Source organism: Paenibacillus mellifer (assembly GCF_023195895.1).
Taxonomy (GTDB): Bacteria; Bacillota; Bacilli; order Paenibacillales; family Paenibacillaceae; genus Fontibacillus; species Fontibacillus mellifer.
Genome location: NZ_JALPRK010000028.1, coordinates 1 through 25,676 on the forward strand (window position 1 = coordinate 1; position 25,676 = coordinate 25,676).

Here is a 25,676-nt window from a genome sequence, read left to right on the forward strand (position 1 = left end):
GAAACTGACGAGATTTAATTTCTCATTTATTACTCACTCGTTGTTCAGTTTTCAAAGATCAACTTTCGTTCTTTCGTTCATCGCTGCGTTTCAGCGGCGACTTTTATAATATATCACAGTCGGCAAGTTTTTTGCAAGAGTTTCGATCAAACTTTTTCTTGCCAATGTCTTCCTGCCTTCTGCTGCTTGTCCCACAAAAACAGGGACAAATGCTAATTTACCATAAGGGCGACCCCGCCGTCAACTCCAATATTAGCCTATTCTCTGGCTTGCGGGAAGCGGGCGCGGCGGGCATATTTCGATAATTCCTTGGAGGGAGCAAATCGGGCGTACATACGGAAAATCGTTTTGTAACGATTAGCGATGGCATGGCGGATATCTTGATCTAGCCGCGTATCGCTCATATCTAGAAGCATTTCATCCAATTCTTTTCGCAGCACATAGTCGAGCTCCTTGCATTCTTTATCACTAAACAGCATTCCCAGCATGCGCAACACTCCTTATTCAGCCGATGGTATAAGGTTAGGTCTTCTTAAAGACGCTTTAATGTTATGCTCACTTTTTGGGAAATTTATGAATGCTGGGTCAAATAAAAGGTTAACGTACTCTCAATAACCGCAGCAATCAGAAGCATAACCACGATCCAAATCGCCCCGCGGCTGGCTGAGACTAGAAATCCCCTCCAATCGACTGTACGTTCGGAAGCATCCCTGGAGCCGATCTCCCCCAGACTTTTGAGGATCAGATATCCGAATTGCATTCCAAAACCGGCCGCGATAAGAATTGCCGGGATTTCAATCACGCCATGAGGAAGCAATCCTCGCACGATCAGACTCAGTGCATTGCCATGATCCGCCCCGGCTGCAGTCACCACGAACCCCAGCGCTAAGCCGTTCATCAATAGAAAGAAAGCCGGTAATACTCCGAAAATGGCCCCCAGCAAGATGACCATAATACTTTTTACCGCATTATTGAAGAAAATAAACAAGAAAAAGTTGAGTTCCGGATGATCGGATTGCGCCAAAGTCTGACTGACCTGGCCCAGCCTCTCAATATCAGGCATGACCCAACGCGTTAAAGTGTCGGCATTCCCTGCACCCAACACCAGTCCCACCACGAAAATTAGTATCGAAAGAAGCATTGCCTTCTTATAAATGCGTAAATCAGTTAGAAATCCCCGGATATAGAACATGCCATCAAGTCTCCTTAAATAAGTGATCGACGTAAAACGTCATAAAGCATTGGAACAAGCATACATTGGTACAAGCGGATCTGTTCAAGATCATTTCATTCTGATGACGAGAGGGGCTTACTGTTCATGAACAACTTCTTCTATGTCCTTAACGGGAAGAAAATCAAACGCTTTTTCTTTGTTTTCGCCGCAGCCCTTTTTGCTGCCGGCGTCATTTACGTGGAACAGGGGCAGGTTACGGTGTTTTCTGAGGAAAGCGCTCCGTCGGCTATTTATAGCGTGTCCACGAACAAAAAAGTCATAGCCCTGACCTTCGATATCAGTTGGGGCGATACGCGGGCCGAACCGATTCTCAAAGTATTGAAGGAGAAGAACGTAAAGAAGGCAACCTTCTTCCTATCCTCACCCTGGAGTAAAACCCATCCGGAAATCGTGAAGTCCATTCAACAGCAAGGGTATGAAATCGGAAGCCATGGACACAAACACACCAATTACAGCAGTCTGAGCGATGAGGAAATTGCCCGGCAAATCTCCACCGCGCACACGATTTTGACAGAAGTGACCGGCCAGGCCCCTAAGCTGCTGCGGCTTCCCAACGGCGACTTCGATAAGCGCGTGCTTAAGATTGCTTCCAATCAAGGCTATAAGGTCATTCAGTGGGATACCGATTCCCAAGATTGGATGAATAAAGGCGTGCAAACCATCGTCGACCGCGTCGTAAAAAAAGCCCATCCTGGAGACATCATCCTCCTACATGCCAGCGATTCAGTCAAGCAGACACAGGATGCGCTGCCCATCATCATTGACGAGTTGCGCAAGCAAGGTTATGAATTCGTAACCGTAACCGATCTGCTGCAAGAAGCCAGCGTACAGGGCAATGAAGTACGTGATCAAGCCTGGCTTCAGGAGCAGTTGGAATACGCCGCCGGCTGGTAACCGGTAGCAAAAAAGCCCAGTCTAAGCTGGGCTTTTTTGGGTTTTGGGATTTCCTGAACTCAGAACTCGCTGTAAAATCAGGATTTGATATGCATTACAAGCGATTAACGGTGCAACAATCCAGGCAGTTGCGGAATTAACGCCAATTTTCAATACGCCGACGGTTTCGACGATCGTTACGGCGATCATAAAAAATAATGTAGGAATCCAAGCCGTTGCATTGGTCAGCTTCGCCTTATAAAACGCGGTACCCACAGCCACAATAAGCAGAACGATCCCAAGGACAAGATCGGAAACCCCATTTTTCTCGCCGCCCACAAAAATTCGGAAGAACATCAACTCCAGCAGTGCCAAAGCGGTCAAGACTAACTGCACATACTGCCACGTTCTTTTGGAAAAAACGCCATTCCCCATATAATTAATCATTAAATATGCGAAAAAGCCCATTTGGGAATACACACTAACCATGATGCCAACGCCCAGCAAGATCCCGACATTCACCAAAATATCAGTTACGCCTTTGTACTGCAGCGTATCGGTCCATTGTAACAGCAAACCGACGATCAACGATCCCGCCGCCCCTACGGCTAAGGTCGTCCCAAATAAGTAAAGCCATTTTTTTAAGTTCAAGCCCCTTACACCTCCACTAACGAAATATTTTACCAACGATCCCGGTAAAAAACCATTGTTTTTAAGCTTTTCGTTGGGATATTTCCGTTTCTAAACCGCATACTAACGTCAGCAATGATGATAAGGAGGAAGGGAACCATGAAATGGCGGGGTACCCGTTGGATTTTATGCTTCTTATGTACATTTACTCTTCCGCTAGCGGCTTGCGGTTCTGAACAAAGCTCCTCCTCCTCTTCCCAGGGTGGGGGATATAAGGAAACCAAATCCATGGTCATCGATATTCTTAAGACCGATGAAGGCAAAAAGGCGATTTATGAGGCGTTAAGCACTCCCCCAAGCAGCAGTGAAAGCGGAAGCAGCGGCGGTGAGAGCGGCGGCGGCTCTGAGTCGGGATCTGATTCCGGCTCCGGCTCCGGCTCAGGCGGGTCCGGAGGAAGTGGCGGAAGCGGCGGAGGAACGTTTGGGGTTAAAATGATTCTCCCCTCCCAAACCTCCAACGAAGTCCGCATGGCGGTCAAGGAAACCATCACCTCACCGGAATATAAGAAGGAAATCGAGAAGATCATGACTGATCCGCAGTTTGCCGGTGACTTTGCTAAGGCGGTCAACTCGCAAAGCAAGGAGCTTCATATGCAGTTGATCAAAGATCCGACGTATCAAAAATCCGTCAGCGATATTTTGAAATCGCCGGAAGTCATGAAGATGTTCCTGGATTTAACCAAAACACCGGATTATCGTAAGCAATCGATGACGGTGATGCAGGAAGCTATGCAGAGTCCGTTGTTCAAGATGGAAGTTCTGGAGTTGTTAAAAACCGTCGTTCAAGAGCAGTTGCAACCAAAGGTTGAGAAAGAGCCGAAGCAGGAGGAAGGCGGCGGCGGTGGCGAAGACGGCGGCGGAGAAGGCGGCCAAAGTAAAGATGGCGGCGGTGGGGGTAGCGGCGGTGGGTCCTAACCTCAAGCTACTCGATACTGACTACAACAAAAAAAGACTGTCCCGAAAAGGGTCAGTCTTTTTCGCATATAAGGGTGATACGCTGCGCCAGTTCATCATACAGCTGGCCGATGGTCGCTTCTGCTTTATACACAGAGGGAGAAAAATCCGGTTCCGAGGGATGGTTGTCCGGCGCTCCAAGCGGAATTTGCGCCAGCAGTTCCGTATGCAGGGACTCCGCCAAACGCGCGCCTCCGCCGCGGCCGAAGATAAAATCCTTTTCGCCGCATTTGGAGCACTCGTAGTAAGCCATGTTTTCGACAACCCCCAGAACCTCATGCTCCGTACGCAACGCCATCGTGCCGGCCCGAGCAGCAACGAAAGCTGCCGTAGCATGCGGCGTAGTTACGATGATTTCCCGGCTTTGCGGGATCATCTGGTGTACGTCTAAGGCAATATCACCCGTCCCCGGCGGAAAATCGAGCAGCAAATAATCCAGCTCTCCCCACCGGACGTCACTGAAGAATTGGCGAAGCATCTTGCCGAGCATCGGCCCACGCCAGATCACAGGGTTGTTGTCCTGGATAAAGAAACCCATCGACATCACCTTGACGCCCAGCCGTTCAACCGGCAAAATTTCGCCTTCCTCGACGAGCGGCGCTTCCTCAATCCCCATCATATCGGGAACGCTAAAGCCATAAATATCTGCGTCAATCAGGCCAACCTTCTTACCCTGTCGTGCCAAAGCCGCCGCTAGATTAACCGTAACGGTCGATTTACCGACTCCGCCCTTGCCGCTGGCCACGGCGATAAAATGAACGCCGGACTTCGGATCAAGAATGGGCAACTGTTCCAATCCGGCTCCATGACCCTTTATCTCTTCCCGTTTATTTGGGGCCGGTTCAGAATGGTGACGGGCCGAGCTGAACGCCGTCTCCCGCTCCTGTTCCGACGCTTCACGGAAACGGAGATGAACCTCCTCCACGCCTGCTTCGGATAAGCGAAAGCGGATCTCCCGCTCTGCCTCGGCCTGCGCCTCGCTGCCTTTCTCAAAGCCGACAACCGTTAACGATACCCGGCCTTCCTTGATCATGATGTCGCGAATCCACTGCAATTCCACCAGGCTGAGTCCCGTGGTTGGTTCGGCTACGGGGCGCAATGCCGCCTGAAGCTGCTCCTTCGTTATCACTGACAGCACCTCGACTTCATCAGATAGTTAACTTAGCTGGTCCATTATGAGGTATATTATAACATTACCTGACATCGTCTGCCGGGGTTTGTACTTTTTCGCCGGAATAATATCTTAAGATCCCTTGATAAATGGAAGCCGCCACTTTTCGCTGATACGATTCGCTGCCGAGCAATTCCGCCTCCCCCGGATTGGACAAGAAACCAACCTCTACCAACACGGAAGGGATGTTTACCGCCTCAAGCAGATACACCTTCTTATCCGAACGATTGGCGACCCGGTCGGTATTCTCCAGATTCCGCCTAAGCTCTTCCTGTACGAGGGCTGCCAAGTTGGCGCTGTCACCATGATTCGGGTAATAGAAGGTTTGCGCCCCTCTCCAGCGCGGTGAAGGGATGCTGTTCATGTGAATGCTCACCAGCAGATCGGCCTGCTGTTCCTCGATGAAGCGAACGCGGGTTTTCAAGTCCTCTGTCTTTCGTTTGCTGTAGCCCTTCGTGCCCGCTCCCGCCAGGTCTTTGTCCTCCTCGCGCGTCATGACGACGATCGCACCGGCCTGCTGCAAATAATCACGCAGATATAAAGAAACGGCTAAATTGATGTTTTTCTCGATCAGCCCCTGTTTGCTGCTGGCTCCGCCATCCGGCCCTCCGTGACCCGCATCCAGAACGATAGTCTGACCCGCCAGCGGTAGGCTCCAGTAATTCCATGCTTTCTGCGACGGCACTCGGTATAAAGCCATCCCAAGGATCATGGCGGCAAGGCCGACGCCGATCAGCGCTATTTTGATGTGGTTCAGGGAAATCCATAACGTCACCTTATCTCGATCGCGCATAAAAAAAGCCACCTTTCTCCCTTCATGACATTACTCATGATATGGGACAAGGTGGACAAATATGACTAGTTGTGGACCTGCTGCTTCATCCCTTCAATCAGGACCTCAGCAACCTCCGGGCGGGTAAATTCCGGCGGCGGGCAGATGCCGTCACGCAGCAATCCGCGAACCTTCGTACCAGATAAGGTCAAATGATCTTCCTTCGGATGTGGGCACGTTTTGCTCGAGGCCATATTCCCGCATTTGGTGCAGAAGAAGCTATGTTCAAAGAACAAGGGAGAAATCCCCAGCTCCTCGGGCGTGAAATTTGAGAAAATTTCCTGGGCCTCATACGTACCATAATAATCGCCAACACCCGCATGATCGCGGCCAACGATAAAATGGGTGCATCCGTAATTTTTCCGAACCATCGCATGAAATATCGCTTCACGTGGGCCGGCATAGCGCATAGCAGCCGGGAAAACGCCTAGAAACGCACGGTCAGCGGGATAGTAGTTATCCAGCAGGGTCAAATAACTCTTCATCCGCACATCCGCCGGCACGTCGTCCGATTTGGTTTCACCTACCAACGGATTTAGGAACAAGGCATCCACGATTTCCATCGCGCTTTTCTGGATATATTCATGAGCCCGATGGACCGGATTGCGAGTCTGAAAACCAACGACGGTTCTCCAACCCTTCTCGGCAAAAATCCGACGCGTCTCCACCGGATCGAAGTAGAACTCCTTGAAGCGAGCCGGTTCAGGGCGATTTAACACCTGTACTGAGCCTCCAACGTAGTAGGGAGAACGTTCCAGCAACTTCTTAACCCCAGGATGTTCGGGATCATCGGTTTTGAACACTTTCCGCGCTTCCTCCGCTTGATCCACGTTATAGACGCTGCCAATCTCCAACAGAGCGTAGATAACTCCGTCTTGTTCGCCGACCAGTGCGACTTGTTCTCCAATCTCCAGGCTTTCCGCCTGCTCCCGTGCGACGGAGAGGGTTATCGGAATGCTCCAGACGGTTCCGTTCACCAGTCGCATGCGGTCGACAACGGATCGATAATCTTCTTCGTTCATAAATCCAGTTAACGGCGAAAAAGCACCAACCCCAATGAGGTCGAGGTCGGATATGGCCCAGTTACTGATCGGAATAGCCGGAAGTCCCTTAGCTGTCTCCAAGAGATGATCCCGTTGCTCTCCAGTAACCAGTCGATGTACTAAGCTTCCGCCATGCGGTAATATTGTCGTCACCCTATCTCCTCCACTTTTAAAAAAATCATCCTTATCGAATAAGGTCCGATTTATTTATGCAAGCCACATTCTGTCTTGTCCGAACCGGACCAGCGTCCCGCGCGAGGGTCCTCGCCAGGCATTACCTGACGCGTACAATACTCGCAGCCAATGCTTGGATAATTACGGTCATGCAAAGGATTGTAAATGAGTTCATGTTCGCGAATATAGTTCCATACGTCGTCCGATGTCCAATTGGCAATGGGATTAAACTTAACTAAACCGAATTTGGCGTCGTATTCGATCTTCTTGGCATTTGCCCGGGTTGGTGCCTGATCGCGGCGAATTCCGGTGATCCATGCCTCGTAACCGCCCAAAACCCGCGTAAGCGGTTCAACCTTACGTACATTACAGCAGGCATTGGGATCCGACTTCCACAGTTCCTCACCAAACTGGGCAGCCTGTTCTTCCGGTGTCAGCTTCGGCGATACCCGAACGAATTCCAGCCCGTATTTGCCAGCAATCGCATCCCGTGTCTCATACGTTTCTTGAAAATGAAAATCCGTGTCCAAGTAAAAAATGTCAGTGGATGGGCTGATTTGTTGCAACATATCAACCAAAACGACATCCTCGGCGCCAAAACTGCAGGCAAAGGTGATATTCGGAAACGTTTCAACTGCCCAGGCGATGATTTCCTGGGGCGTGGATGACTCGAACTCGTCGGCCTTGGCCGCAATCAACTGCTCTTTTTCCAATAGATTCACTTTCCTCAGACCTCCCGCATTAAGCTAAACATGGTAAATCAAAACATTATTCCAACTAATCTGATTAGAATTATATTTTTAAGTATATGGCATTCGCCTTATAAGTCAATACTAAAAAAACCAAAATGAAAAAAAGACCTAACCTCTCCTTAGAGAAGCCAGGTCACTAATTATCGTATTAGTCGTCCAACCCGATTATTCTTCGATTTTAATGGCTTTTAACTCTGTGTCGCCGACTTCAGCCAAGTCGTCCAAAGCGTACTCTACAAGCGCCGTAAAGTTGTTGGAGGAAGTTGTTGCTCCTGCAATGGCATCAACGTCGCCGATCAGTTGCTTGTCAACAAGTTGTTTCTCAAGCTCTTCCGTGTATTTCGCCGGATAGGTGCCCGATTTAGGTTCCATGGCGGCTTTATAATCTGCGTCTTCGGTTTTCAGCTTGCCTTCCTCATTGACGTAGTCAAAGCTAACCGACTCGATCTTGTGGTCCTTGATGATAAGCTCTAACTGCGGTTTCCACCCATGGTCGTCAAACGCTTCTGCTTCTACCTTGTAAGTCCCGTCTTCGTACAGATTAACGATTGCATCGCTGGTATCGCCGGTCTTCGCATGCTCCAATGCGGCTGCAGCCAGCTCGTTAAAGTTTCTGGAAGAATGGGTCGCCCCAGTTACAGCATCCACCTTCGCAGCATCTTGTACCTCAACCAATTTACTACCGAGTTGATCGAAGGCTTCGCGTGGTGTCATTTTGTTTGCCGCTTTGAACGCACTTGTGTAGTTCTCGTCATTCGTGCGCAAATCGCCATTCTCGTTAGTATAGTCGTAGTAGGCCTTCTCGACCTTGCCGTCTTTCACGGTAACCTCGACATAAGCCGTCCAATTGCGAACGTCCTTGCGGTCGTAGATCCCTTTGTACGTGCCATCTGTAAACGTACCGGTTGCTTCAGTGTTATTGGTTGTTGCAGCAGCTTCATTCGAGCTGCTGTTTGTTGCCCCCGCATTATTGGCAGCTTCTTTGTTATTTCCACCGCATGCCGTTAATGCCAAGGCTAAAATAAGTACTGTTCCCACGATTGTCATGCTTCTCTTCAAAATAATTACCCCCACTATCTTGTTGTCGTATCCAAGATGATGGTAACATGGTCAAAAAAGAATGTATGTGAATTTATGCACAATTTAAGATGCATTTCTCAAGCATCACAAAAAAGCCCTTCTCCGCTTGGCGGAAAAGGGCTTTTAGAACCAGAGTAAAGATTAACGTTTCGAGAACTGAGGAGCACGGCGAGCTGCTTTGAGGCCGTATTTCTTACGTTCTTTCATCCGTGGGTCACGAGTCAGGAAGCCTGCTTTCTTGAGCGCAGGACGGAATTCCGGATCTGCTTTAAGCAGAGCGCGGGAGATCCCGTGGCGAATTGCACCGGCTTGACCGGAGATACCGCCGCCATGAGCAATGACGATTACGTCGTAGTTACCGAGCGTTTCCGTCAAGGTCAATGGTTGTTTTACGATCAGCTTCAGTGTTTCCAGACCAAAATATTCGTTGATGTCGCGTTTATTGATGACAATGCGTCCTTCACCCGGTACAAGGCGAACACGTGCTACCGAATGTTTACGACGACCTGTCCCATAGTATTGTACTTGTGCCATGAAACTGTCCTCCCTTTTAATTATCCGCGAAGTTCGTAAACTTCAGGTTTTTGTGCCGCATGTGGATGCTCAGTGCCAGCGTAAGCTTTCAGTCTCAGCTTCATTTTCTCGCCTTGGCGAGTTTTAGGCAGCATGCCGTGAACGGCGGACTCGATTACACGTTCAGGTTTCGTTCTCAACAGATCTTTGGCAACGGTCACTTTCAAACCGCCCGGATGCAGGGAATGACGATAGTATTTTTTGTTATCCATCTTTTTGCCGGTCAAGGCAATTTTCTCCGCATTGATGACGATAACAAAGTCGCCGCCGTCAACATGTGGAGTGAATTGTGGTTTGTGTTTACCGCGGATAAGAGCAGCAGCTTCGCTAGCCAAGCGGCCCAGCGTTTTGCCTTCGGCATCGATAATATGCCATTTGCGCTCTACTTCGGCTGGCTTCGCCATATAAGTGGTACGCATGTAAAGATCCTCCTTCAAGTTCGTCCGAAATGGTTCATCCTGCTGAAAACGATCTTGCTCTTCGGGTCGCTTGACCTCTCCAGCAGATTTATCTTCGATCGTTTCGTTCATGTTTAGCAAGCTAAATGTCTTGTTTGAGCGGTCTTCTTGATTGGGGGCTGTGGGATAGCCATCAAGAAAACACAACTTTTATTTTACAGGAAGCGCAATTAATACGCAAGTCTTTTTTCGGAGTTTCCCATTAATTCCGGGGACCCGTCAATCGAATAGATCTCCAAAGATGTCCAGTGCCGACTTCTTCTTCTTAGGCTTATAATGTCCCTGCTGAGGATATCCTGAGGAAGACTTGGGCTTCTCATAATGGCCCGAGTGCCGGTGATCCTCGTATCGATCCTCCCGATGTTCGTACCACTCGTTAAAAGCCGGCCGGATTTCCCGAATTTCACTCATCAGCTTCTCAAGCTCACCTCTGTCAAGCCACACGCCTTTACAGTCCGGACATACGTCGATTAATACGCCATCCTTCTCCACTTCTCTCATACGCACATCGTTACATACTGGACATTTCAAGGTAAAACCCTCCTTAGATTCGTCGAACTATCTTACTTTTTAAATAAGTTACGGATAGCCATCTCTAAGGTTTCAGTCTTCCCACCATTATCCCGTTATTTCGTCGTATTCTACACTCCAGAGCATCAACCCCTTGCTTTCGGCCGTCGGGCCTGCAGTTTTCCGGTCCATTGCCTCTAGCGTCGTCTTCATGGATTCCGGCGCGCGTTTACCTTCCCCGATCTCGAGTAAGGTCCCCATGATGATTCGAACCATGTGCTGCAGGAATCCATTGCCGGTCACATAAAAGTGTAGAATCCCCTGGCTCGTGGTGCCCGGAATGTTCCCTGATGAATCGACTACGATCCGGGTATCATATATGGTACGAACATGACTGGCCTTCGTGGAGTGACGAGAAGCGAACGATGTGAAGTCATGGGTCCCGATGAGATAGGGCAGACTCTGCTGCATCGCATCCACATTCAGCTTGCCAGGATGATGAAACTGATAATTCCGCTGAAACACATCAATGATCCGGTTCCCGTTGATACTGTAGCGATAGGTTTTGCGTTTAGCGGAACGCCGGGAATGAAACGTCAGCGGGACCTCCTGAGCCGTCAGCACACGGATATCGGAAGGGAGCCGCCCGTTTAGTGCTAAGCACCAGCGTTCAACGGGGATTTGTGAAGTCGTATGGAAATGGAAAGGTTGCTGCCGGGCATGTACCCCAGCATCCGTTCGGCCGGATCCATGGATCTTCAATTGTTCTCCCGTCAACTGATGGATCGCTTCCTCTATATGATCCTGAACCGTGTTTCCGCCCGGCTGGGTTTGAAAACCGAAATAGTTTGTCCCGTCATAACTGACGGTCATCAGCAAATTACGCATCGGTCCCTTCCTCTCTCATGACATCCCCATCGCAATAAAAAAACTCTCCGAAAGCTTAGCCATAAGGCGAGCCGACAGAGAGTTTTACACGCTAGATAAGGGGAGTCCCCGAATTATGCGCGGTCTACCAGTTCCAGGTAAACCATAGGTGCAGCGTCGCCGCGGCGAGGTCCCAGCTTCAGGATACGAGTGTATCCGCCTGGACGGCTGGAATAACGTGTTGCCAGTTCGTTGAACAGCTTTTGGATTGCATCCTGCTCGCCATCGATCGATTCGCGACGAACATAAGCTGCCACTTGACGACGGGCGTGCAAATCACCGCGTTTTGCCTTGGTGATCAGCTTCTCAGCGATCGAACGAACTTCTTTCGCTTTCGCCTCCGTCGTTTGGATGCGTTCGTATAAGAACAGGTCGGTTACCAGGTCACGGAACAATGCTTTACGCGCGCTGGAATCGCGGCCCAACTTTTGGTATGCCATGAGTTTTCCCTCCTTCGCTAGAACGATTCAAGTGAACTTATTCTTCAGTGCGCAATCCCAAACCAAGCTCTTCGAGCTTCTCTTGAACTTCTTCCAAAGATTTACGACCCAGGTTACGCACCTTCATCATATCTTCTTCAGTTTTCGTCGTCAGCTCTTGTACCGTATTGATACCGGCACGTTTGAGGCAGTTATAGGAACGAACGGAGAGATCAAGCTCTTCAATCGTCATTTCAAGCACTTTTTCTTTCTTGTCTTCTTCTTTTTCGACCATGATTTCCGCGTCTTTCGCTTCGTCCGTTAAACCAACGAACAAGAAGAGATGCTCGGTCAATATTTTGGCGCCGAGGCTAACCGCTTCCTCAGGTCTGATACTGCCATCGGTCCATACTTCAAGCGTAAGCTTGTCGTAGTTGGTTACTTGGCCAACACGAGTGTTCTCCACAACGTAATTGACCCGAGTAATCGGGGTATAGATCGAATCGACGGGAATGACACCGATCGGTTGATCATCTCGTTTATTTCGATCTGCCTGAACATAACCACGACCGCGGCCTGCGTAAACGCGCATGTGGAGTCTCGAACCCGGTTCAAGCGTAGCAATATGCAAGTCCGGATTCAAAATTTCTACGTCGCTGTCCGCACGGATATCTCCTGCCGTTACAACTCCTTCGCCTTCCGCATCGATTTCGAGGATTTTCTCCTCATCCGAATGAATTTTCAGCGAGAGAGCCTTCAGGTTCAAGATGATCTCCGTAACGTCTTCCATAACGCCCGGTACGGTCGCGAATTCATGCAGAACTCCATCGATTTGGACCGAGGTTACCGCAGCACCCGGCAGAGAAGAGAGCAAAATCCGGCGAAGCGAGTTGCCCAGTGTGGTGCCATACCCACGTTCAAGTGGTTCTACTACAAATTTCCCATAGGTGCCTTCATCGTTAACTTCTACGGTCTCGATTTTTGGCTTTTCGATTTCTATCACGAAAGTACCCCTCCTTCAAAACGTCGTTCCTTTGAATCTGCCTGATTTGCTGAAGTTTGAAACGTAGTATGCCTAAACAACCATTGTTCCCAATTGACGCTGTTGTTATACCACAGCTTCAGCGCGGCTTCATTAAACGCGGCGGCGTTTTGGAGGACGGCAGCCGTTATGAGGAATTGGAGTAACGTCTTTGATCATGTTGACTTCAAGGCCTGCCGCTTGCAAGGAGCGGATAGCGGCCTCACGGCCAGCACCAGGGCCTTTAACCATAACCTCAACGCTCTTCATGCCATGTTCCATCGCAGCTTTGGCAGCAGATTCAGCAGCCATTTGCGCGGCAAACGGAGTCGACTTACGGGAACCTTTGAATCCGAGGCCGCCGGAGCTGGCCCAGGAAATTGCATTACCATGCGGATCCGTAATGGTTACAATCGTATTATTGAAGGTGGAGCGGATATGAGCCACACCAGATTCAATATTTTTCCGGTCACGACGTTTTGTACGTACGACTTTTTTTGGTTTAGCCATTGTCTGTTATCCCCCCTTCTTATTTCTTCTTGTTCGCTACAGTACGACGAGGACCCTTACGAGTACGGGCATTCGTTTTCGTACGTTGTCCACGAACCGGCAAGCCGCGACGATGACGCACTCCGCGGTAGCAGCCAATCTCGATCAAACGTTTAATATTTAAGGAAATTTCACGACGCAGGTCGCCTTCAACCTTGACCGTTTTGTCGATCGTTTCGCGTAGTTTGCTAACCTCATCTTCCGTCAAATCACGAACACGAGTGTCCGGATTGATGCCTGTTGTGCTCAGGATTTTCTGGGAAGTCGTTTTACCGATTCCGAAAATGTAAGTTAAGGCGATCTCAACGCGTTTATCACGTGGCAAATCCACACCAGCTATACGTGCCATTTTACGCTACACCCCCTTCAATTAACCTTGTTTTTGTTTGTGTTTCGGATTTTCGCAAATCACCATGACATTGCCTTTGCGACGAATGACTTTGCATTTTTCGCAAATCGGCTTTACAGAAGGTCTTACCTTCATGCTGATTACCTCCTAAAAGTTTTACAGAAGTAAAACTGGGATCGAAAGCTTACGTTTTGTTTTGCGAAGCAAAACTCGAATCGCAGGCATTCTAATCATAAACTACTCTCTGAAACAACTCAACCTGAATATTGTACCACAACTTTACCGTAATGGGTATAGTCTATTTGCGGTAAGTGATCCGGCCTTTCGACAAATCATAAGGCGAAAGCTGAACGACCACTTTGTCCCCCGTCAAAATGCGGATAAAGTGCATCCGCAGCTTACCGGAAACGTGAGCGAGAATTTGATGCCCATTCTCCAGCTCCACTTTGAATGTAGCATTTGGCAATGGCTCAATGACCACGCCTTCGACTTCAATGACATCTTCCTTAGCCACAGTCAGTCTCCTTTCTCTTCAGCCATAGAATCGGCGGAGTTCCGATAAACAAGAACCGCATGCCGCAGTTTCCCGTTTGTCACCCGTCCGCTTTCCTGCAAACTATGAACAACCTCGCTGCTAACTATGGGCAGTAGCTCAAGATGCTGGGCATTTTTACGTTTGGGTTCATCAAACTTGCGTTTGTTTCCATCCGCGATCCAGACGAATCTGTCGTCCAAAATCCCGACAATCACATAAATGGCCCCGGCATCTCTGCCTTTGAGAACTTTCACCAACTGACCGACCTGCGGCTCCGAGCGTTCTTTCACGTTCATCACCTACGCATTCAGCTTCGTGAAAATTTCCATTCCGTCCGGCGTTACGGCTACCGTATGCTCAAAATGAGCACAGAGAGAACCGTCGACCGTGACCACTGTCCAGTTGTCTTCCAGCGTTTTTACATATCGCTTCCCCATGTTAACCATCGGTTCGATCGCCAGGACCATCCCGGGCTTAAGCCGAGGACCCCGGTCAGGCAAACCATAATTCGGAATTTGCGGTTCTTCGTGCAAGCTCGCGCCAATGCCGTGACCGACATATTCCCGAACGACGGAAAAACCGGCAGCTTCGATAAATTGCTGAATCGCATGCGAGATCGTGAACAATCGAACATCCGGCTTAACGAGCTCAAGGCCCGCATACAGAGATCCTTCGGTGATTTCCAAGAGCTTCTTGGCTTCCTCCGAAATTTCTCCCACCGGATACGTCCACGCCGAGTCCCCATGGAAACCACGATACTCCGCGCCGATATCTAATGTGATGATATCGCCTTCGTTCAATTTGCGTTTGCCGGGAAATCCGTGTACCAATTCTTCGTTGACCGAAGCGCAAATGCTGTAAGGAAAACCGTTGTAACCCTTAAAGGACGGCACGGCGCCCTGACTGCGAATGTATTTATCGGCGAGTTGATCGAGTTCCCCCGTCGTAATTCCAGGCTCAATCGATTCCGCCATGAGCCTGTGCGTCTCCGCTACGATCCGCCCAGCTTCTCGCATAAAGCCTAGTTCCGTTTCGGATTTACAAATGATCATTACACCTAACCTCGCAGTAGTGACACGATTTCTTCCGAAACCGCATCGATTTCCTGTTCACCATCTACCTGACGCAACAGGCCTTTATCTTCGTAGAACTTCAGAAGCGGTGCGGTTTTGTTGATATATTCGTCCAAACGAGTGCCTACGCTCTCCTCGTTATCATCCGAGCGTTGGTACAACTCGCCGCCGCATTTATCACAAACACCTTCCTGCCCCGGAGGATTAAAGATCACATGATAAGTGGCGCCGCAGGATTTGCAAATCCGGCGTCCGGTCAGCCGCGCCAGCAGCTTATTCCGGTCCACTTTCAGGTTGATGACGTGGTCCAGCTTGCGACCCAGACCCTGAAGCAGCTCTTCCAGCGATTCCGCTTGCGAAAGGGTTCTTGGAAAGCCATCCAATAAGAAACCTTTTTCGCAATCGGGCTGCTGCAAGCGTTCGCGAACAATCCCCACTGTCACATCATCAGGCACCAGAAGTCCCTGATCCATATATTCCTTCGCTTTCATCCCCACAGGTGTTCCCTGTTTGATTGCCAGGCGAAATGCGTCGCCGGTAGAGATATGAGGAATACCGAATTCGTTAACAATGACCTCGGCTTGTGTTCCTTTTCCTGCTCCGGGAGGCCCCATGAATAGTAGGTTCATGTTTCTCACTCCCTCCAAGACTTCTCTACAACAAGAAATAGCGCAGTTAGGTGCCAGGCAAGGGCGTTTGCACGTCCCTGTTCCTGGTACCTACCGACTATTTATTGATGAAACCTTTATAGTGACGTTTGATCAATTGGCCTTCGATCGTTTTCATCGTATCCAGCGCAACGCCGATCACGATCAGGATCGAAGTACCGCCAATCAGAACCGTACGCGGCAATCCGGCTAAAGCCCCGAGGCCCATAGGAAGGACCGAGATGGCAGCCAAGAAAATTGCGCCGGTCATCGTAAGACGGGTCAATACCCGAGTGAGATAGGTTTCCGTCGTTTTACCCGGACGGATCCCCGGAATGTATCCGCCGTTTTTCTTCATGTTCTCAGCCATCTGCTGCGGGTTCATCTGTACGAACGTATAGAAGAACGTGAAGCCAATGATCATGACTACATAAAGCACCATCCCAAGTGGACGGTCGGTGGACAAGTTGTTGCTGATCCATTGCGCCCAAGTGTGTGTCGACCAGAAGCTGGCGATGACCACTGGGAATTGCAACAAGGAAACGGCGAAAATGACCGGAATTACGCCGGCAGCATTGATTTTGAGCGGAATATGCGTATTCTGCCCGCCATACATTTTGTTGCCAACCACGCGTTTAGCGTATTGCACCGGAATTTTACGGATTGCTTGTTGAACGTAAATGACGCCAATCACGATCAATACGCAGACGAGGAGAATCGCAATGGACTTCACCACGTTAATAAACGCTGCACCTTCAACAATAAACTCGGATTGAGCAATTGTCGTAATATGCGTAGGAATCGTCGCAACAATCCCGGCGAAGATGATGAGCGAAATCCCGTTGCCGATCCCTCTTTCGGTAATTTGCTCACCTAACCACATCAGAAACGATGTACCGGCCGTTAACACAATCGCAATGACCAGATAGTCGCCAAACGTTGCGTTTGGAATCATTTCTGTACCATACAACCGGTTAAAGCCAACCGATGTGGCAAAAGCCTGAATCACGGCCAAAATGACAGTTCCGTAACGAGTCACTTGAGCCATTTTTTTCTTGCCGTGTTCCCCTTGTTTGGCCCATTCCGCAAATTTCGGAATGACGTCCATGGACAAGAGTTGCACGATGATGGAAGCCGTGATATAAGGCATAATCCCGAGGGCGAAAATCGAGAAATTCGCAAGGGCGCCGCCCGAGAAGGTGTTCAAGAACCCTAACAAATCGCTGCCCGCCGTGTTTGTCGCCTCGAAGACGTCCTTATTAACGCCCGGAACCGGAACGAAAGAACCGATCCGGTAGATGAGGAAGATAAACAACGTGAACAAAATGCGGTTGCGAAGGTCTTGAACATGCCATATGTTCTTAATGGTTTTAAACATTAGATCACCTCGGTTTTACCGCCGGCAGCCTCGATTTTCTCTACCGCAGATTGGGAGAACTTATTCGCTTTAACTGTCAACTTGACAGTAACTTCACCGTTGCCAAGAATCTTGATGCCGCTTTTCGCGTCTTTCACGATTCCTTGTTCAAACAACAGTTCAGGAGTCACTTCCGTATCCGCCGCAAAGTTGTTCAAATCTTCGATGTTAACAATCGCATACTCTTTCCGCGTCGGATTGATGAACCCGCGTTTTGGCAAGCGACGATACAGCGGATTTTGACCGCCTTCGAAGCCCGGACGCACACCACCGCCGGAACGAGCGTTTTGACCTTTGTGACCGCGAGTCGACGTTTTACCCATGCCGCTACCTGTACCGCGGCCAACGCGCTTGCGTTCTTGGCGGGAGCCAGGAGCTGGGGAAAGCTCATGTAACTTCATCGTTCGTTGCACCTCCTTATTTATTGTTGGCACTTAAAAGCTTACGAAATCCTTAGCCTTCGATTTCTTTAACCGCAACCAAGTGGCTCACTTGATTCACCATACCACGAATGGCTGGATTATCGTTGTGAACAACGGATTGGTTGATTTTGCGAAGACCCAATGTTTTCACGGTAGTACGTTGGTTCTCCGGACGACCGATCAAACTACGCACGAGGGTAATTTGCAGTTTAGCCATGAGATTCCCTCCTTAACCGAGAAGTTCTTCGACGGTTTTCCCGCGCAATTTCGCAACATCTTCAGCGCGTTTCAGACGGGACAAGCCCTCCAAAGTCGCGTTGACCATGTTGATGGAATTCGAAGAACCCAAAGATTTAGTTAAAATGTCGCCTACGCCTGCCAGTTCGAGAACCGCACGAACCGGACCGCCAGCGATAACCCCGGTACCTTCGGATGCCGGCTTCAACAGAACGCGGCCTGCTCCGAAATGCCCGATTACTTGGTGAGGGATCGTAGTGCCCACGAGCGGAACATGGACAAGGTTTTTCTTCGCATCTTCGATGCCTTTGCGGATCGCGTCAGGCACTTCGCCTGCTTTACCGATCCCGGCGCCAACCCAGCCTTTGCCGTCGCCGACAACCACGAGCGCGCTGAAGCTAAAACGACGTCCGCCTTTAACTACTTTAGCTACGCGGTTAATGTTTACAACTCTTTCTGTCAGTTCTAAAGTGTTCGGATCTACACGCAAGTCGTTAACCTCCTTTTAGTGATTATTTTTAGAATTCTAGGCCTGCTTCGCGAGCTGCGTCTGCCAGCGCCTGAATCCGTCCATGGTACAAGTATCCTCCGCGGTCAAATACAATGTTCTTGACCCCTTTGTCTTGAGCGCGTTTCGCGATCAACTCGCCTACTTTGCGAGCAGATTCCACGTTGCCGCCGTTGCCGATCGAACTGCTCAGCTCTTTATCTACCGTCGAAGCGCTAGCCAGCGTTACGCCTGCTACGTCGTCGATCAGTTGAGCGTAGATATGTTTGGAAGAACGGTATACGTTCAGTCTTGGACGAGCTGCCGTTCCTTGGACTTTTTTACGAACACGCAAATGTCTTTTCAGACGAGCTTTGTTCTTATCACCTTTTGTAATCATGACTTCCATTTCACTCCCTTCGGTTTACCGCTATCGGACATTCCATTTCAAGACGCCAGAAGGACAGGCGCGTTAAGAAGAAACTTATTTCTTCTTACCGGCTTTACCTTCCTTACGAATGATGCGTTCACCTTCATACTTGATCCCTTTGCCTTTGTAAGGCTCAGGCGCGCGAACGGAACGAATTTTAGCAGCGTATTCGCCTACGCGCTCTTTATTGATCCCTTTAACGATGATCTTCGTATTCGAAGGCACTTCAAATTCGATGCCCGCTTCCGGCGTGATTTCCACCGGGTGGGAGTAACCTACGTTCAGAACCAGTTTGTTGCCGGACAAGCTTGCGCGGTAACCGACACCAACCAGCTCGAGCGATTTGGAGAAACCTTCTGTTACCCCGTTCACCATGTTGCTCACGACGGAGCGAGTGGTGCCATGCAGGGAACGATGAAGTTTATTATCAGAAGGACGCTCAACGGTAATCACGTTGCTTTCTACCGATACCTTGATGTCCTTGTGAAGCTCACGAGTCAAAGTGCCTTTCGGCCCTTTTACCGTAATGACGCTATTATCAAGTGTGATATCCACACCACTTGGTACTGTAATTGGTTTGCGACCAATACGAGACATTTATTGCACCTCCTTGTTATAAGACGTTAATTACCAAACGTAGCAGACAACTTCGCCGCCGGCTTTAGACTGGCGAGCTTCCTTGTCAGTCATGACACCTTTGGAAGTGGAGATAATCGCGATACCCAAGCCGCCGAGGACACGAGGAACTTCATTGCTTTTCGTGTACACGCGAAGGCCTGGTTTACTGATTCTCTTAAGTCCAGAGATGACGCGTTCGTTGTTCGGGCCGTATTTCAGGAAAATACGGATGATCCCTTGTTTGTTATCATCGATATATTCAGCATCACGAATGAAACCTTCACGCTTCAAGATCTCAGCGATTTGTTTCTTGATCGTGGACGCAGGCAGTTCAACCGTCTCGTGACGCACCGTATTGGCGTTACGAATACGAGTAAGCATATCTGCAATTGGATCTGACATAGTCATACGTGTAAACCTCCTTCCCGTTGTTGATTAATTACCAGCTTGCTTTTTTCACGCCAGGAATCTGGCCTTTATAAGCTAATTCACGGAAGCAAATTCTGCAAATCTTGTACTTTTGCAATACCGAATGTGGGCGACCACAACGTTCACAGCGGGTATAAGCCCGAACTTTAAATTTAGGTGTACGTTGTTGTTTAACTTTCATCGAAGTTTTAGCCACTTAGCCTGACACCTCCTAAATAGTTTCGGAGAAAATGGACTTTTACTTAGCAAACGGCATGCCGAGTTGCGTCAAGAGCTCGCGGGATTCTTCGTCGGTTTTCGCCGTCGTTACGATGACGATATCCATACCACGTACTTTATCCACTTGATCGTATTCGATCTCAGGGAAAATCAGTTGCTCTTTCAAGCCCAGCGTATAGTTGCCGCGACCGTCGAATGCTTTCGTCGATACGCCGTGGAAGTCACGGACACGCGGAAGCGTTACATTAAACAGTTTGTCGAGGAAATGATACATGCGCTCACCGCGAAGGGTTACCTTCACACCGATCGGCATGTTCTCGCGCAGTTTGAAACCGGCGATAGATTTCTTCGCACGCGTGATAACTGGTTTTTGACCAGCGATCAACTGCATATCGTTCACTGCGGAATCAAGCACTTTAGAGTTCGCTACGGCTTCACCAACACCCATGTTGATAACGACCTTCTCGATCTTCGGCACTTGCATAACCGTTGTATAGTTGAATTTTTGAACCAAAGCAGGTGTTACTTCGTTCAAAAAGCGTTCTTTCATTCTTGCTGCCATGAATCATGGACCTCCTTTCTTAACGTTACTGGATTAGTCGATTACTTCTCCGGATCTCTTCGCTACGCGAACCTTCTTGCCGTTGTCCAATACTTTGTAACCGATACGGGTTACTTTTCCGCTCTTAGGATCAACGTGCATTACGTTCGAGACGTGAATCGGAGCTTCTTTCTCGATAATGCCGCCTTGTGGGTTCAGTTGATTTGGTTTTTGATGTTTCTTAACCATGTTCACGCCTTCCACAAGCACGCGGTTTTCGCGAGGATAAGCGGCAATGACGCGGCCTTTTTTGCCTTTGTCTTTACCGGAAATCACGATCACCGTGTCGTCCTTTTTGACGTGCAGCTTATTGTTATGAGATTCAAGAATCTTCTTCAGTCTAGGCACTTGGTTTACACCTCCTGTTAAATCGGGCTCCCCCTCTACTTACGGGGTGTTCTTAGATAACTTCCGGAGCCAAGGAAACGATCTTCATAAAGTCTTTGTCGCGAAGTTCGCGAGCAACTGGTCCGAAGATACGCGTTCCGCGCGGGCTCTTATCTTCTTTAACAACAACCGCTGCGTTCTCATCGAATGCAATGTAGGAACCGTCTTTACGACGAACCGAACGTTTCGTACGAACGACAACCGCTCTGACTACATCACCTTTTTTGACAACGCCGCCTGGTGTTGCTTGTTTGACGGAACAAACGATCAAATCTCCGATTTGCGCTGTACGGCGACCCGTACCACCCAAAACGCGGATACACATCAGTTCCTTCGCGCCGGAGTTGTCAGCCACATGCAAACGTGTAAATGGTTGAATCATGGATATTTCCTCCTTTCGGTCTAAGCTACCGTGCTATTAAATGATAACCGCTTCTTCAACGACTTCAACGAGTCTCCAGCGTTTGTCTTTGGACAACGGGCGAGTTTCGGCGATTTTGACGGTATCTCCGATTTTCGCGGTGTTATTCTCGTCATGCGCTTTAAATTTCTTCGTGTATTTAATACGTTTGTGGTACAAATCATGCTTTTTGTAGGTTTCTACAGCAACAACGATTGTTTTGTCCATCTTGTCGCTGACGACTTTACCAATTTGCACTTTACGGTTGTTACGTTCGCTCATGGTTAGCCTCCTTCCTGGACTTAGGCGCTTCGCTTACGCTTGAGCGCTTCTTAACTAATGATCCCGAGTTCTCTTTCACGGATAACGGTTTTAGCACGAGCTATTTCCTTACGCACATCGCGGATCCGAGTCGGGTTATCGAGTTGGCCGGTAGCCAACTGAAAACGGAGGTTAAAGAGTTCTTCTTTAAAACCTGCGATTTTTTGTTCGATTTCAGCAGTGGTTAAGTTGCGAAGTTCATTAGCTTTCATTTGCTTCACCACCCAATTCTTCACGTTTCACAAACTTCGTTTTGATCGGCAGTTTGTGGGCGGCAAGACGCATAGCTTCGCGTGCAATTTCCTCCGATACACCAGCAAGCTCAAACATGATTTTGCCTGGTTTCACAACTGCGACCCATTTCTCTACGTTACCTTTACCGCTACCCATCCGGACCTCAAGAGGCTTTTGAGTAATCGGCTTATCAGGGAAAATTTTAATCCATACTTTACCGCCACGTTTGATGTAACGCGTCATTGCAATACGCGCTGCTTCGATTTGACGGTTGGTGATCCAGGTTGGCTCAAGAGCTTGCAGGCCGTATTCGCCGAAGTTGAGTTCGGTTCCGCCTTTAGCTTGGCCTCTCATATTACCGCGTTGTTGTTTGCGGTGTTTTACGCGTTTTGGTACCAACATGATTAGTTGCCTCCTTCCTGACCAGCTTGTTGTTTCTTAGCCGTAGGAAGAACCTCTCCACGATAGATCCATACTTTAACGCCAGTACGACCATAAGTCGTATGCGCTTCTGCCGTACCGTAATCGATGTCGGCGCGGAGCGTATGAAGTGGAACAGTTCCTTCACTGTAGCCTTCCGTACGAGCAATTTCAGCACCGCCAAGGCGACCGCTGACTGATGTTTTGATCCCTTTAGCACCCGAACGCATTGTTCTTTGAATTGCTTGTTTCAGCGCACGACGGAAAGAAACACGACGTTCCAATTGTTGTGCAATGCTTTCAGCAACCAAGATTGCGTCAAGATCTGGGTGTTTAATTTCAGAAATGTTGATGTGAACTTTTTTGCCGCCTGCGATCTTAGTAATTTCTCCACGCAGGTTTTCCACTTCCGAACCGCCTTTACCGATAACCATGCCCGGCTTGGCTGTGTGGATCGTGACGTTCACACGATTCGCCGCTCTCTCGATCTCAATCCGAGATACCGCGGAGTCTTTCAGTTTATTTTTCAGGTATTCACGAATTTTTACGTCTTCAAGCAACAGATCACCAAAATCTTTGCCTGCGTACCATTTGGATTCCCAATCACGGATAATCCCTACTCGTAATCCGACCGGATTTACCTTTTGGCCCACACGTTTTCCCTCCTTATTTTTCGGATACCACCAAAGTAATGTGGCTGGTGCGTTTGTTGATCCGGCTAGCACGTCCCATTGCCCGTGGACGGAAACGTTTCATCGTCGGGCCTTGGTTTACGTAGGCTTGCGTAATCACCAATTTATTTACATCCATAGAATAGTTATGTTCAGCATTGGCAATCGCCGAGTTCAAAAGCTTCTCCACGATCGGGGATGCCGCTTTTGGCGTATGGCGGAGAATCGCAATCGCGTCGCCAACTTGCTTACCGCGGATCAGGTCGATAACGAGCTGAGCTTTGCGGGGAGCAATACGAATCGATCTTGCATGTGCTTTAGCTTCCATGTAGTATTACCTCCTCTCAAACGAAGAACTTATCGTAATTAACGTCTCGTTTTCTTATCGTCATCCGTATGACCTTTGTAGGTCCGGGTTGGAGCAAATTCGCCCAGTTTATGTCCGACCATATCCTCGGTCACATACACCGGCACGTGCTTGCGGCCGTCATAAACACCAAACGTTTGACCAATGAATTGCGGATAGATTGTGGAGCGACGGGACCAAGTTTTGATCACGACCTTCTTGTTCGAAGCACTCGCTTCCTCCACTTTCTTAAGCAGGTAACCGTCGATAAAAGGTCCCTTTTTCAGACTGCGACTCATTCATTTATCCTCCCTTCACAATGCGCTGCATGTTACGCTCGCTCAAGCCGCGAAGTGATCCGCGAAATGCGGATTACTTCGTGCGACGACGAACGATATATTTATCAGATGCTTTGCCTTTTTTACGCGTTTTGTAACCCAGGGTCGGTTTGCCCCAAGGAGACAACGGAGATTTACGGCCGATCGGAGCGCGACCTTCACCACCACCGTGAGGGTGATCGTTCGGGTTCATGACGACACCGCGCACTTCCGGACGTTGTCCGAGCCAGCGGCTGCGTCCCGCTTTACCGATTTTCACGAGCTCATGGTCACCGTTACCTACGGAACCGATGGTTGCGCGGCAAACTTTCAGGACTTTACGAACTTCACCCGAAGACAGGCGGATCGTAACGTATTTCTCCTCTTTACCGAGCAATTGAGCTTCTGTACCCGCAGCGCGAACGAGTTGTCCGCCTTTGCCAGGTTTCAGCTCGATGTTGTGGATCACAGTACCTACCGGGATGTTCTCCAGCGGCATAGCATTACCGATTTTGATATCGGAGCCTACGCCGGATTCGATCACGTCGCCCACTTTCAAACCTTTAGGAGCGATGATGTAACGTTTTTCGCCATCGGCATAATGGATCAAAGCGATGTTCGAAGTCCGGTTTGGATCGTATTCGATCGTAGCAACGCGGCCTGGAATTCCATCTTTGTTCCGCTTGAAGTCGATGATGCGGTATTTACGTTTATGTCCGCCGCCGTGGTGACGAACTGTAATTTTACCTTGGTTATTGCGGCCAGCTGTTTTGCTCAGCGGCGCAAGCAAAGATTTCTCCGGTTGATCCGTCGTAATTTCTTCGAAGGTCGACACGCTCATTGCGCGTCTTGCCGGGGATGTCGGTTTGTACTTTTTGATTGGCACGAGATTTCCCTCCTTACTTTAAACGATTTTATACCGATTCAAAGAATTGAAGCGGCTTGCTGTCCGCCGTCAATGTAACAAAAGCTTTCTTCCACTCAGGAGTGTATCCGGAGTAGCGTCCGTAACGTTTCAACTTCCCGGGAACACGCAGGGTGTTTACGTTCTTCACCTTCACACCGAAAATCGACTCAACTGCTTGTTTGATCTCGGTTTTGTTGGCACGAAGATCTACTTCGAATACATATTTCAGGTCGTTCATATATTCCGAAGAACGTTCCGTAATCACCGGGCGTTTGATAATATCGCGAGGATCTTTCATTACGCGAGCACCTCCTCTACCTTCTGAACTGCTTCCTTCGTAATGATCAGTTTGTCGTGCGTCAACACGTCAAGAACATTAATGCCGTCTGCCGCTACGAATTTAACACCTGGGATGTTACGTGCGGAAAGCGCCAGGTTATCGTCATAGCTAGGAGCTACGATCAATGCTTTGCGTTCCACTTTCAGGTTGTTCAAAATCGCTGCGAATTCTTTCGTTTTAGGAGCGTTCATCGCAAGAGCGTCCAATACGATGATGTCCTGGTCGATCACTTTCGACGAGAGCGCCGATTTGATCGCTAAACGACGAACTTTCTTAGGCAGTTTGTAGGAATAGCTGCGCGGAGTTGGTCCGAATACCACGCCGCCGCCTTTCCATTGAGGAGCGCGAATGGAGCCTTGACGAGCACGTCCTGTACCTTTTTGTTTCCAAGGTTTACGACCGCCGCCACGAACTTCGGAGCGTCCTTTAACTTTATGCGTACCGAAACGCAGGGAAGCGCGCTGCATCACTACAGCTTCATGAAGGACATGCGTGTTCGGCTCAATTCCGAATACGGCATCGTTCAATTCTACTTCGCCCACTTGGCTACCGCTAATATTGAAAAGTGCTACTTTTGGCATTTTGTGTTCCTCCTTTCTTGAGGGTTAC

At 49.1% G+C, this 25,676-nt stretch carries 43 protein-coding genes; 2 read left to right on the forward strand and 41 right to left on the reverse strand.

The features are described 5' to 3' along the window. Nucleotides 1–257: 257 nt before the first annotated feature. Nucleotides 258–488: a hypothetical protein gene (locus tag M0651_RS21130; protein ID WP_059040349.1), complete on the reverse strand. Its 231-nt coding sequence runs from the start codon at nt 486–488 to the stop codon at nt 258–260. Nucleotides 489–571: 83 nt separating this feature from the next. Then, a complete protein-coding gene (locus tag M0651_RS21135) occupies nt 572–1,192 on the reverse strand; it encodes a stage II sporulation protein M (RefSeq protein ID WP_248553693.1) in 621 nt (206 codons plus the stop codon). Between the two features lie 126 nt (nt 1,193–1,318). On the opposite strand from M0651_RS21135, the gene pdaB reads away from it, so the two are divergent. Next, nucleotides 1,319–2,128 (forward strand): polysaccharide deacetylase family sporulation protein PdaB, encoded by an 810-nt coding sequence (pdaB, locus tag M0651_RS21140; RefSeq protein WP_248553694.1) that lies wholly within the window; start codon nt 1,319–1,321, stop codon nt 2,126–2,128. Between the two features lie 21 nt (nt 2,129–2,149). Here pdaB and M0651_RS21145 read toward each other — a convergent pair whose 3' ends face one another. After that, the gene (locus M0651_RS21145; protein WP_248553695.1) at nt 2,150–2,758 is read right to left on the reverse strand and encodes a KinB-signaling pathway activation protein; all 609 of its coding nucleotides are present in this window, start codon (nt 2,756–2,758) and stop codon (nt 2,150–2,152) included. 138 nt (nt 2,759–2,896) lie between these two features. On the opposite strand from M0651_RS21145, the gene gerD reads away from it, so the two are divergent. Further along, on the forward strand, nt 2,897–3,712 hold the full coding sequence (gene gerD, locus M0651_RS21150; RefSeq protein WP_248553696.1) for a spore germination lipoprotein GerD: 816 nt from the start codon (nt 2,897–2,899) through the stop codon (nt 3,710–3,712). 52 nt (nt 3,713–3,764) lie between these two features. Here the strand turns inward: gerD and salA are convergent, their stop codons facing one another. From salA to rplD, 38 genes are all read right to left on the reverse strand, one after another. After that, the gene (gene salA, locus M0651_RS21155) at nt 3,765–4,880 is read right to left on the reverse strand and encodes an iron-sulfur carrier protein/transcriptional regulator SalA (protein WP_308195569.1); all 1,116 of its coding nucleotides are present in this window, start codon (nt 4,878–4,880) and stop codon (nt 3,765–3,767) included. Between the two features lie 64 nt (nt 4,881–4,944). Further along, complete coding sequence (gene cwlD / locus M0651_RS21165) at nt 4,945–5,715, reverse strand: N-acetylmuramoyl-L-alanine amidase CwlD (protein ID WP_248553697.1); 771 nt, start codon at nt 5,713–5,715, stop codon at nt 4,945–4,947. Between the two features lie 65 nt (nt 5,716–5,780). After that, the gene (sat, locus tag M0651_RS21170) at nt 5,781–6,950 is read right to left on the reverse strand and encodes a sulfate adenylyltransferase (RefSeq protein ID WP_248553698.1); all 1,170 of its coding nucleotides are present in this window, start codon (nt 6,948–6,950) and stop codon (nt 5,781–5,783) included. A 50-nt stretch (nt 6,951–7,000) separates the two neighbouring features. Next, a complete protein-coding gene (locus M0651_RS21175; RefSeq protein WP_248553699.1) occupies nt 7,001–7,693 on the reverse strand; it encodes a phosphoadenylyl-sulfate reductase in 693 nt (230 codons plus the stop codon). A 195-nt stretch (nt 7,694–7,888) separates the two neighbouring features. Then, a complete protein-coding gene (locus M0651_RS21180) occupies nt 7,889–8,761 on the reverse strand; it encodes an FMN-binding protein (protein WP_248553700.1) in 873 nt (290 codons plus the stop codon). 183 nt (nt 8,762–8,944) lie between these two features. After that, nucleotides 8,945–9,337 (reverse strand): 30S ribosomal protein S9, encoded by a 393-nt coding sequence (gene rpsI / locus M0651_RS21185; RefSeq protein WP_068783673.1) that lies wholly within the window; start codon nt 9,335–9,337, stop codon nt 8,945–8,947. Between the two features lie 20 nt (nt 9,338–9,357). After that, a complete protein-coding gene (rplM, locus tag M0651_RS21190; RefSeq protein ID WP_248553701.1) occupies nt 9,358–9,795 on the reverse strand; it encodes a 50S ribosomal protein L13 in 438 nt (145 codons plus the stop codon). Nucleotides 9,796–10,053: 258 nt separating this feature from the next. Further along, nucleotides 10,054–10,365, reverse strand: coding sequence for a TFIIB-type zinc ribbon-containing protein (locus M0651_RS21195; protein WP_248553702.1), 312 nt, complete (start codon nt 10,363–10,365; stop codon nt 10,054–10,056). Nucleotides 10,366–10,452: 87 nt separating this feature from the next. Then, on the reverse strand, nt 10,453–11,232 hold the full coding sequence (truA, locus tag M0651_RS21200; RefSeq protein WP_248553703.1) for a tRNA pseudouridine(38-40) synthase TruA: 780 nt from the start codon (nt 11,230–11,232) through the stop codon (nt 10,453–10,455). A gap of 113 nt (nt 11,233–11,345) precedes the next feature. Then, a complete protein-coding gene (gene rplQ / locus M0651_RS21205; protein ID WP_059040338.1) occupies nt 11,346–11,711 on the reverse strand; it encodes a 50S ribosomal protein L17 in 366 nt (121 codons plus the stop codon). Between the two features lie 37 nt (nt 11,712–11,748). Then, on the reverse strand, nt 11,749–12,693 hold the full coding sequence (locus M0651_RS21210) for a DNA-directed RNA polymerase subunit alpha (protein WP_059040337.1): 945 nt from the start codon (nt 12,691–12,693) through the stop codon (nt 11,749–11,751). A 132-nt stretch (nt 12,694–12,825) separates the two neighbouring features. Continuing rightward, on the reverse strand, nt 12,826–13,221 hold the full coding sequence (gene rpsK / locus M0651_RS21215; protein WP_018753969.1) for a 30S ribosomal protein S11: 396 nt from the start codon (nt 13,219–13,221) through the stop codon (nt 12,826–12,828). Nucleotides 13,222–13,240: 19 nt separating this feature from the next. Next, nucleotides 13,241–13,609: a 30S ribosomal protein S13 gene (gene rpsM, locus M0651_RS21220; protein WP_036712625.1), complete on the reverse strand. Its 369-nt coding sequence runs from the start codon at nt 13,607–13,609 to the stop codon at nt 13,241–13,243. A gap of 21 nt (nt 13,610–13,630) precedes the next feature. Continuing rightward, complete coding sequence (gene rpmJ / locus M0651_RS21225) at nt 13,631–13,744, reverse strand: 50S ribosomal protein L36 (protein WP_003333770.1); 114 nt, start codon at nt 13,742–13,744, stop codon at nt 13,631–13,633. A gap of 163 nt (nt 13,745–13,907) precedes the next feature. Next, nucleotides 13,908–14,123 carry a translation initiation factor IF-1 gene (gene infA / locus M0651_RS21230; RefSeq protein ID WP_193418686.1) on the reverse strand — a complete coding sequence of 72 codons (216 nt, stop codon included), beginning with the start codon at nt 14,121–14,123 and terminating at the stop codon, nt 13,908–13,910. 2 nt (nt 14,124–14,125) lie between these two features. Then, nucleotides 14,126–14,440, reverse strand: a complete 315-nt coding sequence (locus tag M0651_RS21235; RefSeq protein ID WP_248553704.1) for a KOW domain-containing RNA-binding protein — start codon at nt 14,438–14,440, stop codon at nt 14,126–14,128. 3 nt (nt 14,441–14,443) lie between these two features. After that, a complete protein-coding gene (map, locus tag M0651_RS21240; protein WP_248553705.1) occupies nt 14,444–15,196 on the reverse strand; it encodes a type I methionyl aminopeptidase in 753 nt (250 codons plus the stop codon). A gap of 5 nt (nt 15,197–15,201) precedes the next feature. Continuing rightward, a complete protein-coding gene (locus tag M0651_RS21245) occupies nt 15,202–15,846 on the reverse strand; it encodes an adenylate kinase (RefSeq protein WP_248553706.1) in 645 nt (214 codons plus the stop codon). Between the two features lie 97 nt (nt 15,847–15,943). Continuing rightward, nucleotides 15,944–17,242 carry a preprotein translocase subunit SecY gene (secY, locus tag M0651_RS21250; protein ID WP_248553707.1) on the reverse strand — a complete coding sequence of 433 codons (1,299 nt, stop codon included), beginning with the start codon at nt 17,240–17,242 and terminating at the stop codon, nt 15,944–15,946. After that, nucleotides 17,242–17,682: a 50S ribosomal protein L15 gene (gene rplO / locus M0651_RS21255; RefSeq protein ID WP_059040331.1), complete on the reverse strand. Its 441-nt coding sequence runs from the start codon at nt 17,680–17,682 to the stop codon at nt 17,242–17,244. Before rplO ends, secY begins: the two co-directional genes overlap by 1 nt. 52 nt (nt 17,683–17,734) lie before the next feature. Then, nucleotides 17,735–17,920 carry a 50S ribosomal protein L30 gene (rpmD, locus tag M0651_RS21260; protein WP_248553708.1) on the reverse strand — a complete coding sequence of 62 codons (186 nt, stop codon included), beginning with the start codon at nt 17,918–17,920 and terminating at the stop codon, nt 17,735–17,737. A gap of 12 nt (nt 17,921–17,932) precedes the next feature. Continuing rightward, nucleotides 17,933–18,430: a 30S ribosomal protein S5 gene (gene rpsE / locus M0651_RS21265; RefSeq protein ID WP_009226655.1), complete on the reverse strand. Its 498-nt coding sequence runs from the start codon at nt 18,428–18,430 to the stop codon at nt 17,933–17,935. Between the two features lie 28 nt (nt 18,431–18,458). Then, on the reverse strand, nt 18,459–18,827 hold the full coding sequence (rplR, locus tag M0651_RS21270; protein ID WP_248553709.1) for a 50S ribosomal protein L18: 369 nt from the start codon (nt 18,825–18,827) through the stop codon (nt 18,459–18,461). 84 nt (nt 18,828–18,911) lie between these two features. Further along, nucleotides 18,912–19,454: a 50S ribosomal protein L6 gene (gene rplF, locus M0651_RS21275; protein ID WP_248553710.1), complete on the reverse strand. Its 543-nt coding sequence runs from the start codon at nt 19,452–19,454 to the stop codon at nt 18,912–18,914. Between the two features lie 30 nt (nt 19,455–19,484). Further along, complete coding sequence (rpsH, locus tag M0651_RS21280) at nt 19,485–19,883, reverse strand: 30S ribosomal protein S8 (protein ID WP_128630038.1); 399 nt, start codon at nt 19,881–19,883, stop codon at nt 19,485–19,487. Nucleotides 19,884–19,914: 31 nt separating this feature from the next. Then, nucleotides 19,915–20,100, reverse strand: coding sequence for a type Z 30S ribosomal protein S14 (locus M0651_RS21285; RefSeq protein ID WP_009226651.1), 186 nt, complete (start codon nt 20,098–20,100; stop codon nt 19,915–19,917). A gap of 42 nt (nt 20,101–20,142) precedes the next feature. Further along, nucleotides 20,143–20,685 carry a 50S ribosomal protein L5 gene (rplE, locus tag M0651_RS21290; RefSeq protein ID WP_248553711.1) on the reverse strand — a complete coding sequence of 181 codons (543 nt, stop codon included), beginning with the start codon at nt 20,683–20,685 and terminating at the stop codon, nt 20,143–20,145. Between the two features lie 33 nt (nt 20,686–20,718). Next, on the reverse strand, nt 20,719–21,072 hold the full coding sequence (rplX, locus tag M0651_RS21295) for a 50S ribosomal protein L24 (protein WP_009226649.1): 354 nt from the start codon (nt 21,070–21,072) through the stop codon (nt 20,719–20,721). A gap of 52 nt (nt 21,073–21,124) precedes the next feature. After that, complete coding sequence (gene rplN / locus M0651_RS21300) at nt 21,125–21,493, reverse strand: 50S ribosomal protein L14 (RefSeq protein ID WP_059048890.1); 369 nt, start codon at nt 21,491–21,493, stop codon at nt 21,125–21,127. A 36-nt stretch (nt 21,494–21,529) separates the two neighbouring features. After that, nucleotides 21,530–21,793 carry a 30S ribosomal protein S17 gene (gene rpsQ, locus M0651_RS21305; RefSeq protein WP_248553712.1) on the reverse strand — a complete coding sequence of 88 codons (264 nt, stop codon included), beginning with the start codon at nt 21,791–21,793 and terminating at the stop codon, nt 21,530–21,532. A gap of 50 nt (nt 21,794–21,843) precedes the next feature. Next, nucleotides 21,844–22,044: a 50S ribosomal protein L29 gene (gene rpmC / locus M0651_RS21310; protein ID WP_018753986.1), complete on the reverse strand. Its 201-nt coding sequence runs from the start codon at nt 22,042–22,044 to the stop codon at nt 21,844–21,846. Then, nucleotides 22,034–22,468 carry a 50S ribosomal protein L16 gene (rplP, locus tag M0651_RS21315; protein WP_059040326.1) on the reverse strand — a complete coding sequence of 145 codons (435 nt, stop codon included), beginning with the start codon at nt 22,466–22,468 and terminating at the stop codon, nt 22,034–22,036. The genes rpmC and rplP overlap by 11 nt, the downstream gene beginning before the upstream one ends. Nucleotides 22,469–22,470: 2 nt before the next feature. After that, entirely contained in the window at nt 22,471–23,139 is a 669-nt protein-coding gene (rpsC, locus tag M0651_RS21320; RefSeq protein ID WP_248553713.1) for a 30S ribosomal protein S3, read from the reverse strand. 13 nt (nt 23,140–23,152) lie between these two features. Next, entirely contained in the window at nt 23,153–23,485 is a 333-nt protein-coding gene (gene rplV / locus M0651_RS21325; protein ID WP_059040325.1) for a 50S ribosomal protein L22, read from the reverse strand. A 38-nt stretch (nt 23,486–23,523) separates the two neighbouring features. Beyond that, entirely contained in the window at nt 23,524–23,802 is a 279-nt protein-coding gene (gene rpsS, locus M0651_RS21330; RefSeq protein ID WP_018753990.1) for a 30S ribosomal protein S19, read from the reverse strand. 73 nt (nt 23,803–23,875) lie between these two features. Beyond that, nucleotides 23,876–24,706 carry a 50S ribosomal protein L2 gene (gene rplB / locus M0651_RS21335; RefSeq protein ID WP_248553714.1) on the reverse strand — a complete coding sequence of 277 codons (831 nt, stop codon included), beginning with the start codon at nt 24,704–24,706 and terminating at the stop codon, nt 23,876–23,878. 28 nt (nt 24,707–24,734) lie between these two features. Then, on the reverse strand, nt 24,735–25,025 hold the full coding sequence (gene rplW / locus M0651_RS21340) for a 50S ribosomal protein L23 (protein WP_248553715.1): 291 nt from the start codon (nt 25,023–25,025) through the stop codon (nt 24,735–24,737). Further along, nucleotides 25,025–25,648: a 50S ribosomal protein L4 gene (gene rplD / locus M0651_RS21345; RefSeq protein ID WP_248553716.1), complete on the reverse strand. Its 624-nt coding sequence runs from the start codon at nt 25,646–25,648 to the stop codon at nt 25,025–25,027. Before rplD ends, rplW begins: the two co-directional genes overlap by 1 nt. Between the last annotated feature and the right edge of the window lie 28 nt (nt 25,649–25,676).